We start from the raw sequence: 22,280 nt of genomic DNA, 5'->3' as shown, positions 1-22,280 counted from the left end.
CCTGCCGCCGCGACCCGATCAGTGCTTGAACTCGACCTCGGCGATCGAGCCCTTGAGCTTCCCACCAACCGTGGGCAGTTCGGTCAGCCAAACCACCCAGTACTTGTGCTTCTGCTGGTCGGACGGCATCGTGATCGGAACCTCGCCGGACTTGCCCTGATGCGGCAGGCCGACGATGGGATAGGCGCTGATGTCGTTGACCTCGGTGTCGCCGGCCCGCAGCTCGAAGGTGACCGGAGCCAGCGAGCCTACGGTGACCGCCACTTCGCTGGGCGCGACGGGCTCGTTGAAGGTGAACCGGAGACCGACCCCGGTCTTCCCGGTCCCACCGAACTGCGCAGGCGGATTCTGCGGCTCGTAGCCGCTGGTGGTCCACTCGGTCGCCGGGCTGCCGTCGATCGTCTTGGCGGCCGAACCGTCGTTCTCGCCGTCGCCTCCCTGCGGGTCGAAGGCGGCGACGCCCGCAATATCGATCTTCTGGCCCGTCGAGAGCATCGTCGTCGACGACGGGCTGGTGCCGGGATCTGTCCCCGCAGTTTTGTCGTCCTTGTTCTGCAGTGCGATCACGGCGACGACGGCGACGAGGACGACGACCACGGCGAGCGCCAGCCACGGCAGGACGCGCCGGGCGGTCGAGCCGCCGCGGACCCCGTCAGACGGCGGGATCCGGCCGCTATCATCCGTGTGCCGGCGCGGCTCGGACGGACCGCGCTGCGACGGATAGCCGTCGTAGCCACGCTCGCGCTCGTCGCCGCGGTCGTAACCGCCGCCGCCCGCGCCGTACCCGCGCTCCTCGTAGGCGGTCTGGTCGTAGCCGGCGCGGCCCATGTGGGCGGTCTGGTCGTAGCCCCGGCGGTCGTAGCCGCCGCCCGTGGCACCGGCAGGACTGCCCGCGCCGCCGTAGCCGCCGCCCGGCCCGGGGTAGCCGCCCCGGTTGCCGTAGTCACTCCGGCCGTCGTAGCCGCCTCGGCTGTCGTAACCGCCCCGGTTGTCGTAGTCACCGCGACTGTTGTAATCACCGTGGTTGCCGTAGCCGCCTCGGCTGTCGTAGTCGTCCCGGCCACCGTAGCCATCTCGGTTGCCGTAGCTGTTCGGGCCGCTGTCGTAGCCGCCGTAGCCGCCCCGGTCCTGGAAGTCGCCGGTGGCCGGGCCGTAGCCGTCCACCGGCATCGCCTCGGTGCTGGCCGGGCCCTCGTCGCCGAGGCTCATCAGGCCGGTGTCGAGCACCTGGTCGACGGGGCTGACGGCCTCCAGCTCGGCGACCAGCTCGGCGGCTGTGGTGATGGGTGCGCCGGCCCGCTCGTCACCGAGGGTCGCCAGCGCGATCGCGTCGAGGTCGCGGGGGACCGCGGCGTTGACCTGCCTGGGCGTTCGCAGCCGCCCGTTGGCCGTCGGGGCCGCCGGCAGGGCGTGCTCGCCGAGCAGCGGCCACGCGCCGGTCAGGCCCGCGTAGAGCAGCGCGCCGAGGGCACGGACGTCCGCCAGGTCCCCGGCAGAGGCGATGCCTGCCCCGTCGTCGCCGTTCGCCTCCGAGCCCGAGCCCGCGTCGCCGTCCGCACCCGCGCCCGAGTCCGTGCCGGCGCCGACGGTCGGCTCGGCGCCGGTGGCCGAACCGTCCAGCCCGGCCAGGATCCCGCCGATCTCAAGATCGACGACCTTCACGGTGCCGTGGCCGGAGACGATGACATCGCCCGGGTTGAGCCCGCCGTGGTGGATCCCGCGCTCGTGCGCCGCGGCGAGGACCCGGGCGGCGGCGAGCACGATGGCGCCGGCCTGCTCGGGGCGCGGCGGGCCCTCGGCGGCGAGCTGGCGCAGCGTGCGCCCTTCCACCCATTCCGAGACGACGTAGGAGATGCGGGTCGACCCGGTGGTCGTCGTCGTCGCGTCATAGGTGGACGCGGCACCGGGATGAACCAGCCGGCCCGAGCTGATCGCGGCCTTCAGCAGCGACTCGGCGACCTCCTCGAGGGCAGCCTGGTCGGCCTCCGACCCGGGATCGCCGGAGCTGTCCGGGTGTTCGACGATGCGCACCGCCACCGGCCGGGCGAGAACGTTGTCGTCGCCCCGCCAAAGTGTGACCGGGCCGCGGGTGTTCAGCGGCGCGAGCAGCCGGTAACGCCGGTCGAGAACGGATTCGGCGAGGACGGCGGTGCTGGCGGGCAGGTGCGCCGGCGCATCGTTGGTCACGTTGTTATCGACGTCCGCGCCCTGCGGTCGGTTGCTTCCGTCGACCACAGTGCCTCCGTCGTCCGCATACCCGCCGGTGGGTCGCCCCACCCGAACCGGGCAGAGGATCCGCCCAGCGTTCCACCGCTGCGAACGAACACCCGGGCACCCTCCGTCGCCTTGTCAGACGTAGGGCGCCCAAGATGCCCCAAGCCTGGGTGCTGCGCCTGGTTCACCGGCGACGTTGGGCGGGGCCCGCGCACAGCGTGTTCAGTGTACGAGGCCAGCCCTGACATCTTGCGGATGTCTCCAGACAAGCCAGGTTGACGCACCGAGTGACTGCGTCCGCCCAGGTAACGGCCACGGAAACCGGGACTGGTGTGACCGGGTCGAGAACAGGCCCTCCGCTCGTAGCGGGCGAAGCTTCTGGCGTTTCCGGTTGGCTTCTCTTGGTGTCTGATCCTCGCTGACGGTCGGCATATTTTCGACAGATCGTCACGCGAGAACTACCTTTAGTTGTTTCGAGGGTGGGGTTGTCGTCATCGGAGGTCGCGGAAGGGGGCGGCGGCCACGTGGCTGCTTCTCGCGGACCCACCTGGTCGAGGTCGCCGCCGCGCTCACAGTGGCCAGACGGATCGGGCGTATCGGGTGTATCGGTCTGGCTGGTCGTGATTCGTCCGTCGGGGTCAGGGCGGCCTGTCGGTGTGTCGTTCACGGCCCGGTGAGCGGAGCCGGCCACCTTCCGTTGCTTTTGAGCAAGACCGAACAATTCTGGTCGCTGGGACGGCCAGAATCGTTCACTCTTCGGGTCTCCGCCTCCGCTGCCCCGCTCGTGCTGCCGATGCCGACTCGCGCGGGACATGCCCGGCCGGTCCGCGGCAGCGGGCACCCGACCAGCACCCGACCAGCGCGGGATTCGAGCTCAGCGGGGGCGACGCCGCGGGTCGGGGGGGCCGCCGCGGCCTCCGGACGACCCCCGCGACCCGCGTTCGCCGCTGCCACGTCCACCGCGTCCGCTGTTGTCAGTGCCGCTGCTGCGGCCACGTCCGCCACCGCTGCGGCTACCGCCGGGACCTCGCCCACCGGGATCGCGCCCGCCGGCATCGCGTCCGCGCTGTTCGCGTGGTTCGCGCCGCTCCCGCGGTTCACGGGCGCGATCCTGATCCGCCGGGACCCTGGGCGGCCCCGACGACCGGCTGGCCGCGGGACGTCCGCCCGAGGACGTCCCGCCCTTGCCCGCGCCGCCCTTGCCCGCGCCGAGCTTGCCGCCGACCATCCGCATCAGCGCCGTCATCTCGTAGAGCCCGCTGCGCACCGAGATCACGACGAAGGCGAGACCGCCGGCGACGAGCCCGATGACGACCGCGATCCCCGACCCGAGCCAGCCGTGCCCGAGCAGGTCGCGGACGACGTCCGCGATGACGCTGGCCAGCACGGCGCCGATGCCGGCTGTCACGCTCACCCGGGTCGTCACCCGGGCGACGCGGTTGCCGTCGATGCCGCCGAGCTTGCGCCGCAGCAGGACGGTCGTCGCGACCAGGCCGATCATGTATGCGAGCGCGAAGCCGAGCGGCAGCACGACCGCGCGGTGCTCCGGCGCCGCCAGGTGGGAAAGCACGAGCGCGGCGACGATGTTCGTCGCGACCACGCCGATGTTGACCAGCGCGGGGGTGCGGCTGTCCCGGTAGGCGTAGAAGGCTCGCAGCTGCACCTGGAACAGGGCGAAGGGCACGAGCGCGATGGCGAAGGCGCTCAGGGAGTCGCCGATCCGCACCGCGCCGGCGACGTCGACCGCGCCGTGGTTGAAGATCGTCACGGCGATCGGGCGGCCCAGTGCCAGCAGGAACAGGGCGGACGGAACGATCGCGGTGACCGTCATCCGGGTCGCGGTCGACAGGTCCTCGCGGACGAGCGCGGTCTTGCCGGCGGCCGCGTGGTTGCTCATCCGGGGGAGCAGCGCGGTGACCACCGAGACGCCGATGATCGCGTAGGGGAGCTGGAAGAGCTGGTAGGCGTTCTGGTAGATCGTGGTGACTTCGCTGTGCTTGTCGTTCGTCAGATTGGTGATCACCGCGAAGCCGAGCTGGCTGACCAGGACGTAGAGCAGCGTCCAGCCCGCCAGCTGGTAGGCCGACCGCAGCCCCGGGTGGCGCAGATCGAGGCGGGGCCGGTAGCGGAAGCCGACGGCACGCACGGTCGGGAGCAGCGCGACGGTCATGATGATCACGCCGAGGGTGGTTCCGCCGGCCAGGACGAAGGTCTGGGCGTCGGTGATCCCGTCCACCGTCGGTGGGCGGTCGCCCGGGACGAGGAAGAACGCCACACAGGTCGCGATGACCACCAGGTTGTTCAGCACCGGCGCGAACATGGGCGCGGCGAAGGACTGCCTGGTGTTGAGGATCGCCCCGAGCACCGCGCCGACCCCGTAGAAGAGCACCTGGGGCATGAACCAGCGCAGCAGGTCCGTCGCCAGCGCCTTCTTGGCGGGATCGTTGCCGTGCATGTAGATGCCGATGATCTCGGGGGCGAGGATCATCCCGAGGACCACGGCGGCGCCGAGGCCGAGCACCGTCAGGGTGACCAGGGACGACGCGAAGCCGTCCCCGCCGTCCGGATCCTCCTTCGAGGCACGGACCAGCACCGGGACGACGGCGCTGGTGAGGATGCCGCCGAGCAGCAGGTCGTAGAGGACGTTCGGGGTCGTGTTCGCGGTGGTGTACGCGTTGCTCACCACACCGACGCCGATCGCCGCCGAGATCGCGACGGTGCGCAGGAAGCCGGTGGCCCGCGAGGCGATGGTGCCGATCGCCATGATGCCGCTGGCCCGGCCCAGGCCGGCGCTCTTCGCCGGCGCCTTCTTGCGGCTACCGGTGCCGGTGCCCCGGCCGGTCTGCGTGGACGTCGTCCGCCGGCCGGCCGGGGCCGGTGGCTGCCGCGGCGGGCCCTTCCGGGCCGGTGCCGCCGGCCGCGGGGTCCTGGCTTTGGGTGGCGCCGTGCTCGGCGGTGGCAGCCGAGCGGTGCGATCGTCGTAGGCGTCCTCGTAGGCCTCCTCGAAGGGCCCCTCGCGGACGTCCTCGAAGGGCTCCTCGTAGGCCGCGTCATGGACCGGCTCGTAGGGCGGCTCGTCGAGGTCCTCGAACGGCTGGACGGGCGGCTGCGCGGGCGGGCGGTTCCGGGGCGGCCCGGTGTGCCGCGTCGGCTCGCTGAGGTACACGGGCTCGCCGTGCCGCATCGGCCCGCTGTGGTGTGAGGGCTCGCTGTGGTGCATCGGCCCGCTGTCGTGCGCGGGCCCGACGTGGTGTGTCGGCTCGCCGTGGTGCACCGGGTGGCCGCGGGGGGCGGTGCCTGGGGCCGGTGTGCGGGCATGCGCCGCCCGCGTCGCGGGCCCCCCTTCGGACGGGGGCGGGACAGGCGGAGCGCTCGGGAGCCTGCGGGTCTGCTCACCCCGCTCGGCAGGTCCCCGCGGGTCGGCGGGGTACCCGCTGATCCGCTCGTCGTCCACCTGGTAAGACTTAGGCGACGTGCCCGGGTACGGGGTGATACGGCCGGCTCCGCCGTCGTACGGGCTTCCGGTGTTGTGGTGGCCGGCTACCGGTGATGGTGGCCGTGCCGGCGCCGGTGGGGTCGGTGGACCGCCCGGATAGGCGGAGCCGGACGGCACCCGACTGGTGGGCGACGATCCGCCCGGATACCGGGCCTGGCCGGGGTCGGTCGGCGGGCGTGCCTGGTCACCGCGCCGGCTCCGTTCGTATTCTTCGTATTCGGCGCGGTTGATGTAGCCCGCGCGGCCTGCGTGGCCGGCGTTCTGATCGGGTACCGGCTGGCCGTACCCGGCACCGTCGTCGTAACCCGGTGCGCCTGGGCCGTAGCCGCGCTGGTCGCTGAGCCGCCGCTGGTCACCGTGGCCACGCTGGTCGCTGTTCCGGCGCTGATCGCCGTAGCCACGCTGATCGTCGTAGCCACGCTGGTCGCTGATTCGGCGCTGATCGCCGTAGCCGTCGCCAGCGCCGTGCCCGTGCTGGTTGCTGCGCCGACGCGGGTCGTCGTAGGCCTGCTGATCGCGGTAGGCCTGCGGGTCGTCGTAGCCGTGCTGGTCGCTGTGCCGGGGCGGGTCGTAGCGGGCCGCCGATTCGTAACCGCCCTGCCCGTACGTGCCATCGTGGTCCTGGGAAGATCGTGACCGGGTAGCCGGCGGCAGGTGACCGTCGGCTGGCCCCCACCCGTCGCGCTGCTGCTCATACGGGGGCTGGGTCGCCCGGCCCCGGTGCTGGGCGGGGTCGTCCCAGTGCGCTGCGGAGTCTCCGGCGGGTCGGGCCACGTTCGGACGGTAGCTGTCCGGGCGCTCGCGGGCATCGGGAAACGGTGGTGCTTCCGTGCCCGGCTCGGGTGCGTTCACGTACTGGTCGTCTCCGTGGCCGGTGTACCGCTCGACCACATACGGATCGTCGGCCGCGGGGCGGTAGGGACGATCATCATGATGATCGTCGGACGGACGCCGGCCACGACCGTCGTACGGTCCCATCACCGGCCATCCGGGCGCTGGGGCTGCGGCTGGGCCGTCGACCCTGCCGGTGCCGCCGGGCGGCCGAAGCTCCACGGCCCGGCGCGGCCGAGATCCGGGCCGCCGGCATGGTGCGGGTCGCCGGCATGGTGCGGGTCGCGGGTGCGGCCCGGGTCGCGACCATGGTCCAGGCCGCCGGCATGGCGCGGGTCGCCGGCGTGGTGCGGATCACTGGGGTGGTGTGGTCCCCCGGCGTGATGCGGGAACCAGTCCGGCGGCGGGGGCGGAGCTGGATAAGGGGCCCCGCCCGCGCTGGTGGAGGGGTACTTCCTGAGCGGGAGGGTCGCCCGTTCTGCCACCTGGGGTGCCGGTGCGGGCAGGCCAGAGGCGTCAGCCTGTCCCGGTCCGCCCGGGAGGTCGTCGGGGGGCGCGCCCTGGGAACGCGAACGGGCCCGGAGCCGGCGGACGAGGCGAATCAGCACGGCGGCGAAGAGCACGCCGACCGCCCCGACCGTGATGCCGATGGCGATGGCCCCGTAGACGGTCGAATGGACCAGCACCCGCGCGGACGCCTCCGGGCCGATGGTCTGGCCGTCGACGGTCTCCAGCCGGATGTCGACCGGGAAGGTGCCGGCGCTCTCCGCGTCGACCTCGATCTCGATCTGGTCCTTCTGGCCAGCCTTGAGCACCCTGGTGATCTTGGTGGCGGAGATGAGTCGGCCGCGGTCGCTGGACGACAGCTTCACGACCACGGTCGCGTCCCAGTCGGAGCTGTTCTCCAGGGTGACCGGTACCCGGCCGCGGCTGCTGGTGAGGTTGACCATCTGTGATCCGACGACCCGGATGCTGGACTGCTTCTCCTGCACGGCGCCGTCGGCCTGCTGGACGAGCGAGGTTCCGCCCGCGCTGTCCGTGCGCCAGGCCGCCGACAATCCCGTGATCAAAGTATTGATCACGGGATCGCGCCTGGTCCTCAGGCAGGTCTCGGTCGCCAGGGCCGGGGTCGCGTCCGGCTGGCAGAAGACGGACCCGAGGACGTAGGCCTTGCCCCGGATCTCCTCGACCCGGTCGACGTACTCGGTCGGCAGCTCCTTCGCCTGCGCCGCCTCGCCGTAGGTCAGCGCGGTCCGCTGCCGGGTGGCGTCCAGTTTGGCGTCGGTGGTCGCGCCGCGCAGATCGATCCCGGTCGAGTAGGTGCTCGTCGTGACGGTGTTGAGGATGGTCTGCAGCCAGCTGGCGGAGACGGCCGCGTACCGGGGGAGCGCGAGCACGACGAGGCGCCGCCGGTCCGGTGCCTGATCCGTGATCATCGCGAGCTCCGCCTGGAAGCGGGCGAGGGCGGGATCGTTCTGGCTGCCGTCGACGCTGCCGTCGGGGTCGGCGACGAGATCGGCCAGCACGTGGTCGGCGGCCAGCAGGCGGACCTGGCCGGTCGCGGTCGCCATCGTGGTGGCTGCCGACGGCGTGTACGTCAGGCCCCGGGCAGCGGGGAGGAGCTGGTCGTCGACGATCACCGTGCCGTAGCCGTTGGCGCTCAGCGCGTTCACGGTCCCGGCGTCGGCGAGCCCGTCCGCGGGGAAGGCGGTCCAGCTCCCCTCCTGGGCCAGTACCGGCTTCTCCAGGAGCTCGGCGATCACCTGCTGGCCGGTGTTGACCGAGTACTTCAGCGCGTCGAGCTGGTCGGCGCGGACGAGCGCGGGCAGGTCGGTGTCCCCGTAGGGCAGCGCGAAGACGGTGCCGCCCTGGCGCGCGTAGGTCTTGATGTTCTCCAGGTACGCGATCGCGTCAAGGTTGCCCTCAGTGGCCGTCTCCCCGGACGGTGTCGCGTAGGAGTACCGCGTACTCATCCGGGTCAGGGCCTGTACCAAGGTGGGGTCGACTCCGAGTGCGACGGTCGTTGTGCGGGACTGGATCACCCCTTCCAGCAGCTCCCGGAGCCGGCCGCCCTCCTTGATCTCCCCGGCCAGCGTGTTGTCGGTGAGCAGGCCGTCGGAGCGCAGCCGCGGCCTGCTCGCCAGCGGTACCACGGTCAGCACCGGCGTCCGCTGCGACTGCGCCACCCGGGGAGCGGACAGGACCACGAAGGTCGTCACCGTCGCCAGCCTGCTGTCCAGCGCGCCTCCGTTGACCCGGCCGACGACGCGGACCTGAACCGAGCGCACCTCCAGGCCGCTGGCCGGAATCAGCTCGGCCACCGGGACATCGACGGTGAACCCGCCGGTCGCGTCGAGTGCCGCACTGGCGGCCGACGAGGAGCTGGGAGAGGCTCCCGCACCGCCGGCGGCCACCTTCTGTAGCTGGCTGCGGGAGGTCAGGGCGGCGCCGAGGTCGACCCGGACGCCGAGCCCCGTGATCGAAGCACCGCCCTGGGTAGCTACCGAGCCGGAGATCCGTAGCACGGTCGAGCCGTTGCCGGGCGGAGTGACCTCGGTGACGGTGAGCTGGACGGCCTGGTTCGTGCCGGCGGAACTGGACGCGCCACCAGAGCTGCCCGGAGTGCCGCTTGTGTCCGGAGATGTCCTGGTGATCGGCTGGATTGCCGCGGTCGTTCCAGCCGCGATACCCACAGATGAGGCCGATCCTGTGGACAACTCTGTGGACAGCCCTGTGGAAACTGTGGATGAAGCTGTGGTCGCGGCGTTGTCCAGTGACGATCCCGCCACCGAGCGTGTGGTAGCGCTCGCCGGTTGCCCGCCGGTGACCCCCACGGCCAGGCTGAGAGCCGCCACCACACCGGCGGCGAGCCGCGTCGGGAACCGCATGCGGCCCTTCCGGCGCCGCCGGGACGGGTAGGCCACGCTCACGACGCTTCGGCGAGGATCGTCGGGATCTCGTCGAGCAGCCGCCGTTCGTCCGCGTAGGCGAGGCGGTCGGCGACCTCGGCGAGCGGCACCCAGGCGACCTCCTCGACCTCGATGTCGTCGTCGGAGAGCGCGCCCCCGGTGCGCACCAGGAGGAAGTGGTGCACGGTCTTGTGTACCCGGGCCTCCCCGGCGACGAACCAGAAGTCGATGGTGCCCAGCGGGGCCAGCACCGCCCCGGTCACCCCGGTCTCCTCGGCGACCTCCCGGACGGCTGCCTCCTCCGTGGTCTCGTCGGCCTCCACATGCCCCTTCGGCAGTGACCACAACAGTCGCCCACGCCTGTCCCTACGGGCGATCAGGGCCGCGTTCGCCCCGGCCGACGGCGTGTCGAGCACCAGGCCACCCGCCGAGGTCTCCTCCACCCGGCGCAGCGGCCGGCGGCCGGGCGTCGTCCTGGGCGGGGAGGGCATGCCCTGATCGTACGAGCAGCGGCCGAATCGGCCTCGTTGTGTGTCCGGTTCGTCCGCGTGAATCGGCTCAGTTCCTGGTTCGGGACGTCCCGAGCGTGACGGGCCGGGCCACGGACCGGCTGTGGACGTCCCGGTGGGGCCGGTCACCCGTAATCTGAACGTGTGGCTGTAATCAGTCTTGACAATCCCCGGGATTCGGCGGAGCAGGTGGTGAGCGAACTGCTGCGGGTGCCCGCGCCCGCGGATGAGCTGGGCCGGATCTTCGCCGACCATGGGCATGCCCTCTACCTGGTCGGCGGCTCCGTCCGGGACTCGCTGCTGGGCCGGGCCAAGAGCGCCCCCGACCTCGACTTCACCACGGACGCCCGCCCCGAGCGGGTCCTGGAGATCACCCGGGGCTGGGCTGAGGCGACCTGGGAAGCGGGCATCGCCTTCGGCACGGTCGGCCTGGCCCGCCGCGGGGTGCGGTTCGAGGTCACCACCTACCGCAGCGAGACCTACGACCGGACGTCCCGCAACCCGACTGTGACCTACGGTGACGGGCTGCATGATGACCTGGTCCGGCGGGACTTCACCGTCAACGCGATGGCGGTGTCCGTCCCGGGGCATGACTTCGTGGACCTGTTCGGCGGCATGGCGGACCTGGCTCGCGGGGTTCTGCGCACCCCCGGCGTGCCGGAGGCGTCGTTCGACGACGACCCGCTGCGGATCCTGCGCGCGGCCCGGTTCGAGGCGGCCCTCGGGCTCACGCCGGTGCCCGAGCTGGTGGCGGCGATGCGGTCGCGGGCCGAGCGCATCAAGATCGTCTCCCCGGAACGGGTGCGCGACGAGCTGCGCAAGCTGATCGCCAGCCCGAACCCGATGGCCGGGCTGGAGCGCCTCGTCGAGGTCGGTGTCGCCGACATCGTGCTGCCCGAGCTCGGCGCGATGCGGATGGAGATCGACGAGCACCACCAGCACAAGGACGTCTACGCGCACACGATGACCGTGCTGAGCCAGGCAATGGCGCTGGAGGACGACGGCCCGGACGAGATCCTGCGCTGGGCCGCGCTGCTGCACGACATCGGCAAGCCGCGTACCCGCCGGCACATCCCCGGCGGGCGGGTGTCCTTCCACCACCACGAGGTCGTCGGGCGCGACATGACGCGCCGGCGCCTCACCGCGCTGCGCTTCCCGAAGGACGTCACCGACGCGATCTGCTCCCTGGTCTTCCTCCACCTGCGCTTCCACGGTTACGGCTCCGGTGAGTGGACGGACTCCGCGGTGCGCCGGTACGTCCACGACGCCGGCCCGCAGCTGAACCGCCTCCACAAGCTGGTCCGCTCGGACTGCACGACGCGCAACCGCCGCAAGGCCGAGAGCCTGGCCCGGACCTACGACTCGCTGGAGGAGCGGATCGCCGACCTCGCCGCGAGCGAGGAGATCGCCTCCATCCGGCCGGAGCTCTCCGGCGACGACATCATGGCGCTGCTGGCGCTGCCGCCGTCGCGGCTCGTCGGGAAGGCACGCGAGCACATGCTCGACGTCCGGTTCGAGCGCGGGCTGCTGGGCCGCGAGGCCGCCGAGGCGGAGCTGCTCCGGTGGGCGCGGGAGAACGGCATACCCGTCCCCGTTCCCGGAGACGAGCCGGGCGGCGACGTCTAGGGCAGCGCCTCCAGTAGTTCCTTGCCGTCGGCGGCCAGTGCGGCCCTCGGGGCCAGCCACAATCGTGCTTTCCCTTGCCTGAAAGCAGCCGCAACGGCGGCGGGAGCGGCGGGAGCGGCGGCGTGACAGGGTGAAGGATTCTGGTCGTTCCGGCGACCAGAATCCTTCACCCTTGCTCGGAAGTGGCCACGTTCGTCCGGCATCCCTGGCGGGCGACTTTTGCCCCTTTTGCGCTATTGACACTAATTGCTGGTGCTGCGCGGCGGTGCGGGATCCCGGTGGGTCGCCGTGCGGAGGGCGGGTGGGCACGGACGGCCAGGTCGATATCGGGGGCGAGATCCGCCACTTCTCACTGAAGCGCACCGCCAGGGCGCTGAGTCGCACCGCCAGGGCGGCGACGTCAGCTTGTGAGCGGCGTTCTCGTCGACGGTGACGCGCTGGCCGCGTTCGTCATCGTGGATGAGCCGGCGCCGCTCGGGCCGTCGATCGCCGGGTTGTCGACGACCGGCCCGCCGATCGACGGCCCGGCGGCGAGCGGGTTGTCGGTGATCGGGCTGTCGGCGGCCAGGTTGTGGGCCGCTCCGACGCCGCGGATCACCCGGTCCTCGGGGTGGCGCATCGCGGCCCGGTAGTAGACGAGGCCCGCGAGGCAGTAGCCGATCCCGGCGACGATGATGGTCGGCGCGGAGCGGCCGTTCTCGGGCACGATGAGGGCGGCGACCGCGGCGGCCGCCACGAAGGCCAGGTTGAACAGCAGGTCGTAGAGCGAGAACGCCCGGCCGCGGTAGGCGTCCTCCGTCTCCTCCTGCACGATCGTGTCGACGCAGATCTTGCTCGCCTGGGCGGAGAAGCCGAGCAGCAGGCCGGCGACGACGAACAGCAGGGACTGGAACGGCAGCCCCAGCGCGATCTCGACGACACCGCCCCCCGACGAGGACGATCGCGATCCAGCGCGCCTTCGGCATCCGCTGTGTCACCCGGGGCGTGACCACGGCGGCCAGCACGGTCCCGATCCCGCTGGCGGCGACCACCTGGGCGAGGCCGGCGAGGCCGCCCGTGGCGCCGGTGAAGTGGTTGCGGTAGAGCAGCACCGTCAGCACCAGCACCAGCCCGTAGGCGGCCCGGGACGCCGTCAGCGCCGCCAGGGCGCGCCGCGCCGGACCGTGATGCCACAGGTAGCGCACGCCGTCGGCCAGGTCGACGGCCACGCTGCGGGCCTGTGACCAGGCACCCTGCCAGGGTGCCGCCTCGACCGGGCCGAAGGCGAGCCGGGCCGGGCGTGACGCTGTCACGGCGGCGGCCACATAGGCGAGCGCCGCGAGGCCCGCGACCAGCGCGACCTCCTTGTCGTCACCGCCGGTGAGCCCGCGCAGACCGCTGCCGATGCCGGCGCCCAGCAGCGTGGCGACGGTGCCCGAGGTGACGGACAGCGCGTTGGCGGTGACGAGGCGGTCGACGTCCACGACCATCGGCAGGCCCGCGGAGAGGGCGGCCAGCACGAACCGGTTCACGCTGACCGCGGCGAGCGCCGTCGCGTAGAAGTCGGCGCCGGTGCGCCCGCCGAGGATCAGCCCGACGAGCACGACCATCAGCAGTGCGCGGATCACGGAGGAGACCACGAGGACCCGCTGCCGGGAGACGCGGTCGAGCACGATGCCGGCGAACGGGCCGATCACGCTGAAGGGCAGCACCACCACGGCGAGGGACGCCGCCAGCGCGCCGGCGGACGTCGCGCGCTCCGGTGAGAACAGGACGTAGCTGACCAGGCTTGCCTGGAAGACACCGTCCGCGGCCTGTGATGACAGCCGGGCGGCGTAGAGCTGGCGGAACCCGCGGCCGAGAAGCAGGGTACGCAGATCACCGGTCCACTGCTTGCCGGGCGAGTTGCCGGTCGAGGCCACCTCGTCAGCCTACGAAGTGCACGGCCCGATCGGAATGGCGGGCCACCGCAGGAGCGCCCACGAAATGAAGGGTGATCCCTCCGGGGGGACTTCCGTTTCCGTGTCATCGCAATGGCATCACCATGCTCGCGTGGGTCTTTGGGGGTGCATCAATGCAGACACTGCGGTCGTCTGTGGTCGAGCCGGGTCGAGAAGGGTCCGCTACGGTCACCTCGCGTAGATCGACCGTTTCGGAGGTCCCGGTCTGATGTCTGGTGCCCGGCACCGGTACCGCCGCACCGGCCCGTCCGTCCGCCGGATCACGGCGCTGGCCGCGATCCCGGTGCTCGCCGGAGCCCTGACCGGCGGCTGGGTGTTCCTCCGTGGCAGTCCGGCGGTCGCCACCTGCGCCGGCACCGTGACGCTGACGGTCGCCGTGGCCCCGTCGTTGGCCGACCCGATGGAGGAGCTCGCGACGGCCTACCGCGACGAGCATCCCGCCGTCTTCGGGTACTGCGCGTCCATCCAGGTGGACGCCGTCGACAGTGGCCGGGCCGCGGCGTACCTGCGCGGCGGCTGGAGCGACCCGGGCGCCGGGGAGATACCCGACGTCTGGGTGCCTGACTCCGCCGACTGGCTGGCCCTGGCGCGAACCACCGAACCGGCCAACCGGCTGCTGACCGACACCGGTCAGCTGATCGCCACGTCGCCCGTCGTCATCGCGATGCCGCGGCCGATGGCGGTGGCGCTCGGGTGGCCCGGACATCAGCTCTCCTGGGCGGACCTGGGTAAGCAGCTGGCGGAGCCGGGCGATGACGACTACTGGGCCGCGCACGGGAAGGCGGCCTGGGGCGGTTTCACGATCGGCCTGCCCGACCCGCGCACCTCGACGTCCGGCCTGTCCGCGCTGACCGTCCTCGTCGCCCAGGCCCTGGACCGGCCGGCCGCGCGGCTCATCGAGAAGGACATCACCGACGACCTCACCGACGATCTCACGACCGACAGCGCCATCCTGCGGCTCGAACGTGCGGCGAGCCTGCTCCCGGGCTCCGACGCGAGCCTGCTCGCGACGCTGCGCGGCACCGGCCTCGACGATCCGGGCGCGTCGCGTCTGTCCGCGATCCCGCTCTCCGAGAGCCTCGTCTACCAGTACAACGCCGGGGTCGGGCTCGGCGCGCGGCTGCCGGACGGGGACGGGCCCGAGCTCGTCGCGTCCTACCCGTCCGACGGGCTCATGCTGGACGAGATCCGCTACGTCCAGCTGAGCCGGGTCTCGTCCGACCCGGTGAAAAGCCGGGTGGCCGCGGACCTGCTGGCGCTGCTTAGGTCGGGGCGGGGCGTGGCGGCGCTGGCCGGTCACGGTTTCCGAACCGTCGACGGGGCCGCCGACTCCCTCGGACCCGAGACCGGGCTCGCGGCCCGGCCGCAGGAGCTGGGCAGGAAGCCGGTGACGGTGCCGACGGTCATGACCGCGCTGCAGGCGACCTTCGTCGGCGTGCATCAGCGGACCAACACGCTGATGGTCCTGGACAGTTCGGGCTCCATGGCCGAGCCGGTGCCTGCCAGCGGAGACCGCAGCCGGCTGGCGGTGGCGTTGGACGCCGCGAAGGCCGCCCTGCCGATGTTCGCGGACGGCAGCAACCTCGGGCTGTGGCGGTTCTCCTCCCGGCTGCACGGCGCCGACGACTGGGACGAACTCGTCGGGCTCGGCCCGGTGGAGGAACAGGTCGGCGGGGCAGACGGGGCAGACGAGGCCGGCGGGGTGCCCCGCCGGCAGGCCGTCATCGACGAGATGAGCCGGATCGAACCTCGCGGTGACACCGGGCTGTACGAGACCACGCTCGCCGCGTTCCGGCACCTTAACCAGCACTATGAGGAGGGCTGGCCCAACCAGGTGGTGCTGCTGACCGACGGCCGCAACTCCGACCCGGGCAGCATGTCGCTCGACGAGCTGGTCCGGACACTGCGCCGCGAGTACTCGCCGCTGCATCCGGTACGGATCATCACGATCGGCTATGGCGAGGACGCCGACCTGGAGGCGCTGGCCCGGATCTCCGACGCGACCGGCGCCCAGAGCTACCCGGCCCTCGACCCGAACAGCATCTTCGTGGTGCTCGTCGGAGCGTTCACCGAGATTCCCGGCTGACCGCCTTTGGACGCCGGTCCGCCTCCCGAAGCCAGCTTGCCTCCCGAAGCCAGCCTGCCCCGGGATGCCGGCTTTCCTCCGGACGCGGCGATGGCCCCGGGACAGACGTCCTCGGGGCCATCGCCGTGATCTTCAGTGCGGCGCGATCAGCGTCGTGCGATCACGCGCGGTGGTGCCGCTCGCTCAGCTCTCGCCGCGGATGAAGGCCTCGACCTTGTCGCGGGCCTCGCTGTCGCGGTACTGCTCCGGCGGGGACTTCATGAAGTAGGAGGACGCAGAGAGGATCGGCCCACCGATGCCGCGGTCCAGCGCGACCTTCGCGCAGCGGACGGCGTCGATGACCACGCCGGCGCTGTTGGGGGAGTCCCAGACCTCGAGCTTGTACTCCAGGTTCAGCGGGACGTCACCGAACGCGCGGCCCTCGAGGCGGACGTAGGCCCACTTGCGGTCATCGAGCCAGGCGACGTAGTCGGACGGGCCGATGTGCACGTTGTCCTTGCCCAGGTCGTGGGAGACCTGGGAGGTCACAGCCTGGGTCTTGGAGATCTTCTTGGACTCCAGCCGCTCCCGCTCGAGCATGTTCTTGAAGTCCATGTTGCCGCCGACGTTCAGCTGCATCGTGCGGTCGAGGATGACACCGCGGTCCTCGAACAGCTTCGCCAGCACCCGGTGCGTGATGGTGGCGCCGACCTGCGACTTGATGTCGTCGCCGACGATCGGCACACCCGCGGCGCGGAACTTCTCGGCCCACTCGGGGACACCCGCGATGAAGACCGGGAGGCAGTTGATGAAGGCGACGCCGGCGTCGATGGCGCACTGGGCGTAGAACTTCGCCGCGTCGTCGGAGCCGACCGGGAGGTAGCAGACGAGGACGTCGGCGCGGGCCTCACGCAGCGCGGCGACGACGTCGACCGGGGCCTCGTCGGACTCCTCGATCGTCTCGCGGTAGTAGCGGCCGAGGCCGTCGAGGGTGTGCCCACGGGCGACGGTGACACCGAGCGGGGGCACATCGGCGATCTTGATGGTGTTGTTCTCGCTGGCCACGATGGCCTCGGAGAGGTCGCGGCCGACCTTCTTCGCGTCGACGTCGAACGCGGCGACGAAGGTGAGGTCGGAGACGTGGTAGTCGCCGAGCGTCACATGCATCAGACCAGGGACCTGGGCCGACGGGTCGGCGTCGCGGTAGTACTCGACCCCTTGGACGAGAGATGCGGCGCAGTTGCCCACACCGACGATGGCGACACGAACCGAACCCATGACGGATGCGCTCCTTAGTTGGTGAATGGGATGCTGGCGTTGCTGGCGGCCTGGAACTGCTGAAGGCCTGGCGTTGCTGGGTGGCAAGGCGCGGGACCTGGCTGGACGGTGACTACCTGCGTCAACCGTGCGAGCCCGACCACGCCCCGAACCAGACCCCTGCCGTGATGCCCGGGGCCGCACTGCGGGTGTTGCGCTGCGCTAGGTGCCGGGGGCTGGGGACGGGGCCGCGTCGCTGGGGCCTTCGCCACGGATCCGCGTGTCTTCCGGCGGGGCCGTTGGCTCCACCGACTCCGCGTCAGCTGTGGACGAACCTGTGGACAACTCTGTGGATGATGTGGACAACACCTGCGGCCCTGGCCTGGGCGCAGGCGCCTGGGCCCGCTCGGTCTCGATCAGCTCGTTGAGCCACCGAACCTCGCGCTCGACCGATTCGAGGCCGTGGCGCTGCAGCTCGAGGGTGTAGGAGTCGAGCCGCTTCTGGGTGCGGGTCAGCGCCGAGCGAACCTTCTCGCCACGCTCCTCGAGTCGGCCGCGCCGCCCCTCGAGGATCCGCAGCCGCACCGCCGCGTCCGTCTTGGAGAAGAAGGCGAAGCGGACGCCGAACATCTCGTCCTCCCAGGAGGACGGCCCACCTTCACCCAGCAGATCGGAGAGCTTCTCCTTGCCCTCGGCGGTGAGGGTGTAGACGACCCGGCTGCGCCCGCCGATCCGGGCGGCCGCGCCGGCGTCGTCCGCGGTCACGAAACCGGACGCCTGTAGCCGGCGCAGGCAGGGATACAGCGAACCATAGCTGAAGCGGTGGAAGGACCCGAGCACGGCGGCGAGTCGCTTGCGCAGCTCGTAGCCATGCATGGGGCACTCCGAGAGGAGCGCGAGCACCGCCAGCTCCAACATGCGCGCTCACCTCCCGCGGCAGCTACCAGGCCCGCACCGGCCCGGTGGTCCGGGCCTGTGTATCGGCTCCGTGTGTATCGGCTGTGTGTATCGGAGCTGTGTATCGACTAGTACTGTCGCACCGACATATCGATGCGATACATCGAGGATAGACGCCTCGGTACGCCCACGGCAACACCGGATTGCGTACTGGCGACCGGACGATGACAGATCGAGGTTTCGCCGCAGGCCAGAAGCACTGCGGTGGATGGACACGTGGGTTCGGCGCCGGCTCGTGCGACGCCGCTGCCGGGTGACATCCGCGCCAGGCACGGTCCGGGCCCGCAAGGCCGGGTCGGGCGCCCGGGAGCTGCCGCCGGCGAAAGGCGTGGAGCGCGTCAACTTCTGTCGTTACCGTCTGCCCGGCGACCGCCGTCGGCGTACCGTGGCAGGCATGCGTCCACGGTCGGTCATCGACTATGCGCTCGCCCGCAGGGCGACGCTGGGCGACCTGTTCGCGGGCCGGGTCTCCTCGGCCGACGTGTGCGACGCACATCCCTACCTGGTACGGGCGGCCAGGTACCACGGCGAGCCGACGAAGAAGCGGTGCCCGGTCTGCCGCGGTGCCGACCCGCTCATCAACGTCACCTATACCTATGGTGACGAACTGGGGCCCAGCTCGGGCCGGGTGCGAGCCACCAAGGAACTGCCCGGCCTGGCCACCCGCTACAGCGAGCTGAACGTCTACGTGGTCGAGGTCTGTCCGCCCTGTGGCTGGAACCACCTGATCACGTCGTACGTGATCGGTACCGGTGAGCCACCGGCCAGGAAGCAGTCACGCCGACGGGCCGCCGACACCTGAGAGCCTCGGCCGAGCTCCGTCGCCTTGATCGGCCTGTGTCGGTCCAGGCCGCCTACACTTCGGTGCCCTCTCGTGGGTGGTCGAATCTGGCATGAGATTCTGGTCTGCCATGTGGGCTTCCACGTGGGTGCGGCCGACTTCGGCGCGGTGGCGCGGGTTCGGGGAGCGCTGGCCGGATCATGGCCTCAGCACAGTGACCGGGGGGCACACGGCGAACGGACGGGGTAGCTGGTGAGTACTCCCTATAGCCAGGGTGCACGGCCGACAGGCGCTCGTGCCGGCGACGGGCAGCCATCGCCTGACGGCCCGCGCCCGGCCGGTGGGCCACCGGACCGACGCTTCGACTCCGCCGGGGACCCGGCCGCGACCTCGGTGAGCAACCCCGAGCCCGCCGGCTGGGCGCCCGATCCCGGTGCCGCGGCTCGCCGCCGGGCCGCTGCCGGCCGTGACGGTGGCGACTCCACCTCCGGCCGTCGAGCCGCCGGCCGCGGCGGGCCGGGCCCCAGCGGCCCGGATTCCAGGGGCCCGGACTCCAGGGGTCCCGACACCAGGGGGCAGGGCTCCAGCGGGCCGGGCGACCAGCGGGCCGCACCCGGTCAGCCCGCGCGGCCCACGACGGGGCCGCGCAACGCGGGTGCGGGTGCGGACGCCGGTCCGGCGTCTGGCGGGCGGGGCTTCTCCGACCGTGCGGAGGGAAGCCGATCCGGTTCCCGGCAGACCGGTGCGGAGCGCACCGGTTCCGGGCGGGTCCTCAACCCCCGCAGCACCAACCCGCGCAGTAGCAGCCCTCGCAACACGTCGGCCGGCCGCACCCCGCCCACGGGCGGACCTGCCCGCGGCGACGTCGCCGGGCCCGGCCCGGCTGGCGGGCCTGGCGGTCGCGGCGGCTCCGGCCGCCCGCAGCCCGGCGGCGCGGGTGCTGACTCCACCGCCCTGCTCAACGGGGGGCCGGCCGCGGATCGCCCGTCACGACCAGTGGCGGGCCGGGCCGCCGCCGCACGTGCCCGGGCCACCGGCGCCGCCGGCGCCGCGGGAGCGGCGGGCGCCACGGCGGGGGCTGGCGGAAGCCGGAGCGAACGGCTCTCCGGCGCCACCACCCGGCTGCGTGCCTACCGCCCGGGCGGGGGGCGTCAGTCGCCGTCCGACCAGCCACCCGGCCAGGTGAACGCCCTCTACGACACCGTCGACCAGGCCGCGCTGCGGCGGGTCGACGTGCACGAGCGCACCGCGGACGCGACTGTCTACCGCAAGGTGACACCCGGCGGCGCCGCTGTCGACGGGATCGACTCGCTGGACTCCCTGGACCGCGACGGGCGCTCCGGCATGTCGGCGGCCCGGATGGGCGGCGCCGAGGGGCGGCGGCCCGGTGGCCCTCAGGGCCCGGGTGGGCGGACCGGACCACGTTCCGCCACGAATCCCACCGGGGCACGCGCCGCCGTCGGTGGCCGCGGGAACACCCGGCGCAACGTGGGCCGGCATGGCCCGAGATGGTGGCGTAACCGCCCGCGCTGGTTCCGCCGCCTGGTGCTGGCCAGCTTCCTGTCCGGCTCGCTGCTGTTCGTCGCCGGCCTCGCGGTGATCTATGCGGCCACCCGCATCCCGCTGCCCGACGAGGTCAAGACCGACCAGACCTCGATCATCACCTGGGCGGGCGGTGGCGAGATCACCCGGATCGGGACGGTGAACCGCACCGACGTCCCGCTCTCGCAGGTGTCGAAGGACGTCCAGCACGCGGTGCTGGCCGCCGAGAACAAGGACTTCTACAGCGAGCCCGGGATCTCCCCGAAGGGCATCGCGCGAGCGATGTGGGTGAACGTCACCGGCGGTGAGATCGCCCAGGGTGGCTCGACCATCACCCAGCAGTACGTGAAGAACGCGTATCTCACCCAGGACCGCACGTTCACCCGGAAGATGCGGGAGATCGTGATGGCGGTGAAGATCTCCAGGAAGTACTCCAAGGACGAGATCCTGGAGTTCTATCTGAACACGATCTACTTCGGCCGGGGCGCGTACGGCATCGAGGCGGCGTCCAAGGCGTACTTCAACAAACCGGCGTCCCAGCTGACCGCGGGTGAGGGTGCGGTGATCGCCGGGCTCATCCGGTCGCCGAACTACCTGGACCCGAAGGAGAACCCGGCAGACGCCGAGGCGCGGTGGAAGGACGTCGTGGCCACGATGGTCGCCGAGGGCTGGGCGCCGGCCTCGCTGGCGAACGAGAAACCACCGGCGGTGATCGACAAGAACGAGGGCTCCTCCTACACGTCCTCCGACCAGGTCGGCTACATCCGCGATCAGGTCCTGAACGAGCTGGACGCCAAGGGCATCACCGAGGACCAGATCAACCGGGGTGGCCTGCGTATCACCACGACGCTGGACGAGGCCAAGCAGACCGCCGCCTTCCAGGCGGTCAGCAAGGAGATCGGGACGGCCTACGCGGCCGTGCCCGAACTACGCACCGGCCTGGTGGCGGTGAAACCGGGGACCGGTGAGGTGCTCGCCTGGTACGGCGGCTCCCTGTACGGCAAGGGCGAGAACGGCCAGGAGCAGTACGAGGACAACGTCTCGACCGCCGAGGTTCAGCCCGGCTCGACCTTCAAGACCATCACGTTGGTGGCAGCCCTGAAGGCGGGCATCAGCCTCAAATCGACCTACCACGCCCCCGCTCATATGAACATCGGCACCTACGAGTTCAGTAATGACGAGAGCGAACCGGGTGATCTCGGCTATCCGGATCTGATCGAGTCGACCGCCGAGTCGATCAACACCGTGTATGTCCCGCTGGGTAACGACATCGGTGTCAACAACATCATCGAGACCGCCCATGACATGGGGATCGACGCGGACACCAAGCTGGAGGACGTCGCCGGTGTCACCCTCGGCAAGGACGGCGTCACGGCGCTGGAGATGACCGACGTGTACAGCACCCTGGCCAGCGGGGGCTACCAGGCGACCCCGCACATCGTCGCCACGGTCGAGGACAACTCCGGCGAGGTCATCCTGCGCGGCGGGGACAGCGCGCAGACCTCCAAGGACCCGGTGATCCCGCCGAGTGTCGCGCGGGACGCGACCTACGCGCTGCAGGCCGTGATCGACCACGGCACCGGCACGAAGGCGAAGCTCGCGGACAACCGGCCGGCGGCCGGAAAGACCGGCACCACGGACAACTTCCGCTCCGCCTGGTTCTGCGGGTACACGAAGGAGATTGCCTCCTGCGTGAACATGTTCCGCGGCCAGGGTAGGGAATCGGACCAGCTCAGGGGGATCCCCGGCGTTACGAACGGCGTCGTCTACGGCGGAACCTATCCGGCGAGGATCTGGAAGGCGTTCATGGACGCGGCCCTGAAGGGCGAGCCGATCAAGCAGTTCGACCCGCCGGCCTACGGCGGCTCCGTCACGCTGCGCAGCCCGTCGCCGACGCCGGAGCCGACACCGTCCGACCTGCCGAGCCAGACGCCGGTCGGTGGCACCGACGACTGGGACATCTTCGGGGACAACGAGAACCGCACCAGCCAGTCCCGGCAGACCAGCCGGGCCACCTCCGGCACCAGCGGCCAACAGACGACACGCCCACAGCCGACGAGGTCGCCGACAGGCATCGTCGGCGACATCTTCGGCGGGCATTAGCCGTCGCCCCTGCGGACAGGATCTTGAGGACCGTGGTCGTGACAACGACC

At 71.5% G+C, this 22,280-nt stretch carries 10 protein-coding genes and 1 pseudogene; 4 read left to right on the top strand and 7 right to left on the bottom strand.

The genetic code is table 11. From position 1 onward, the window contains the following. Nucleotides 1-18: 18 nt before the first annotated feature. From AWX74_RS19035 to AWX74_RS19020, 4 genes are all read right to left on the bottom strand, one after another. Nucleotides 19-2,235, bottom strand: a complete 2,217-nt coding sequence (locus tag AWX74_RS19035; protein WP_091278514.1) for a protein kinase family protein — start codon at nucleotides 2,233-2,235, stop codon at nucleotides 19-21. Between the two features lie 853 nt (nucleotides 2,236-3,088). Further along, nucleotides 3,089-6,688 carry a murein biosynthesis integral membrane protein MurJ gene (gene murJ, locus AWX74_RS19030; protein ID WP_091278635.1) on the bottom strand — a complete coding sequence of 1,200 codons (3,600 nt, stop codon included), beginning with the start codon at nucleotides 6,686-6,688 and terminating at the stop codon, nucleotides 3,089-3,091. Then, complete coding sequence (locus AWX74_RS19025) at nucleotides 6,688-9,429, bottom strand: DUF6049 family protein (RefSeq protein WP_226931160.1); 2,742 nt, start codon at nucleotides 9,427-9,429, stop codon at nucleotides 6,688-6,690. Before AWX74_RS19025 ends, murJ begins: the two co-directional genes overlap by 1 nt. Before the next feature lie 38 nt (nucleotides 9,430-9,467). Beyond that, nucleotides 9,468-9,941, bottom strand: coding sequence for an NUDIX hydrolase (locus tag AWX74_RS19020; RefSeq protein WP_006543049.1), 474 nt, complete (start codon nucleotides 9,939-9,941; stop codon nucleotides 9,468-9,470). Nucleotides 9,942-10,103: 162 nt separating this feature from the next. Here AWX74_RS19020 and AWX74_RS19015 point away from each other — a divergent pair, with 162 nt between their 5' ends. Continuing rightward, on the top strand, nucleotides 10,104-11,585 hold the full coding sequence (locus AWX74_RS19015) for a CCA tRNA nucleotidyltransferase (protein WP_091278508.1): 1,482 nt from the start codon (nucleotides 10,104-10,106) through the stop codon (nucleotides 11,583-11,585). A 400-nt stretch (nucleotides 11,586-11,985) separates the two neighbouring features. Here the strand turns inward: AWX74_RS19015 and AWX74_RS19010 are convergent. Further along, nucleotides 11,986-13,486: pseudogene (locus AWX74_RS19010) on the bottom strand (MFS transporter). Nucleotides 13,487-13,733: 247 nt separating this feature from the next. Here AWX74_RS19010 and AWX74_RS19005 point away from each other — a divergent pair. Beyond that, nucleotides 13,734-15,611, top strand: coding sequence for a substrate-binding and VWA domain-containing protein (locus AWX74_RS19005; RefSeq protein WP_091278505.1), 1,878 nt, complete (start codon nucleotides 13,734-13,736; stop codon nucleotides 15,609-15,611). A gap of 183 nt (nucleotides 15,612-15,794) precedes the next feature. Here the strand turns inward: AWX74_RS19005 and AWX74_RS19000 are convergent, their stop codons facing one another. Next, the gene (locus AWX74_RS19000) at nucleotides 15,795-16,868 is read right to left on the bottom strand and encodes an inositol-3-phosphate synthase (RefSeq protein ID WP_091278503.1); all 1,074 of its coding nucleotides are present in this window, start codon (nucleotides 16,866-16,868) and stop codon (nucleotides 15,795-15,797) included. A 201-nt stretch (nucleotides 16,869-17,069) separates the two neighbouring features. Beyond that, a complete protein-coding gene (locus AWX74_RS18995) occupies nucleotides 17,070-17,765 on the bottom strand; it encodes a PadR family transcriptional regulator (RefSeq protein ID WP_091278500.1) in 696 nt (231 codons plus the stop codon). Between the two features lie 433 nt (nucleotides 17,766-18,198). On the opposite strand from AWX74_RS18995, the gene AWX74_RS18990 reads away from it, so the two are divergent. Next, entirely contained in the window at nucleotides 18,199-18,606 is a 408-nt protein-coding gene (locus AWX74_RS18990; RefSeq protein ID WP_054569146.1) for a DUF5318 family protein, read from the top strand. Nucleotides 18,607-18,837: 231 nt separating this feature from the next. Further along, on the top strand, nucleotides 18,838-22,230 hold the full coding sequence (locus AWX74_RS18985; RefSeq protein ID WP_165615685.1) for a transglycosylase domain-containing protein: 3,393 nt from the start codon (nucleotides 18,838-18,840) through the stop codon (nucleotides 22,228-22,230). Nucleotides 22,231-22,280: the final 50 nt, after the last annotated feature.

Source organism: Parafrankia irregularis (assembly GCF_001536285.1).
GTDB classification, from domain to species: domain Bacteria; phylum Actinomycetota; class Actinomycetes; order Frankiales; family Frankiaceae; genus Parafrankia; species Parafrankia irregularis.
This window is presented reverse-complemented; position numbering and strand designations above follow the sequence as displayed.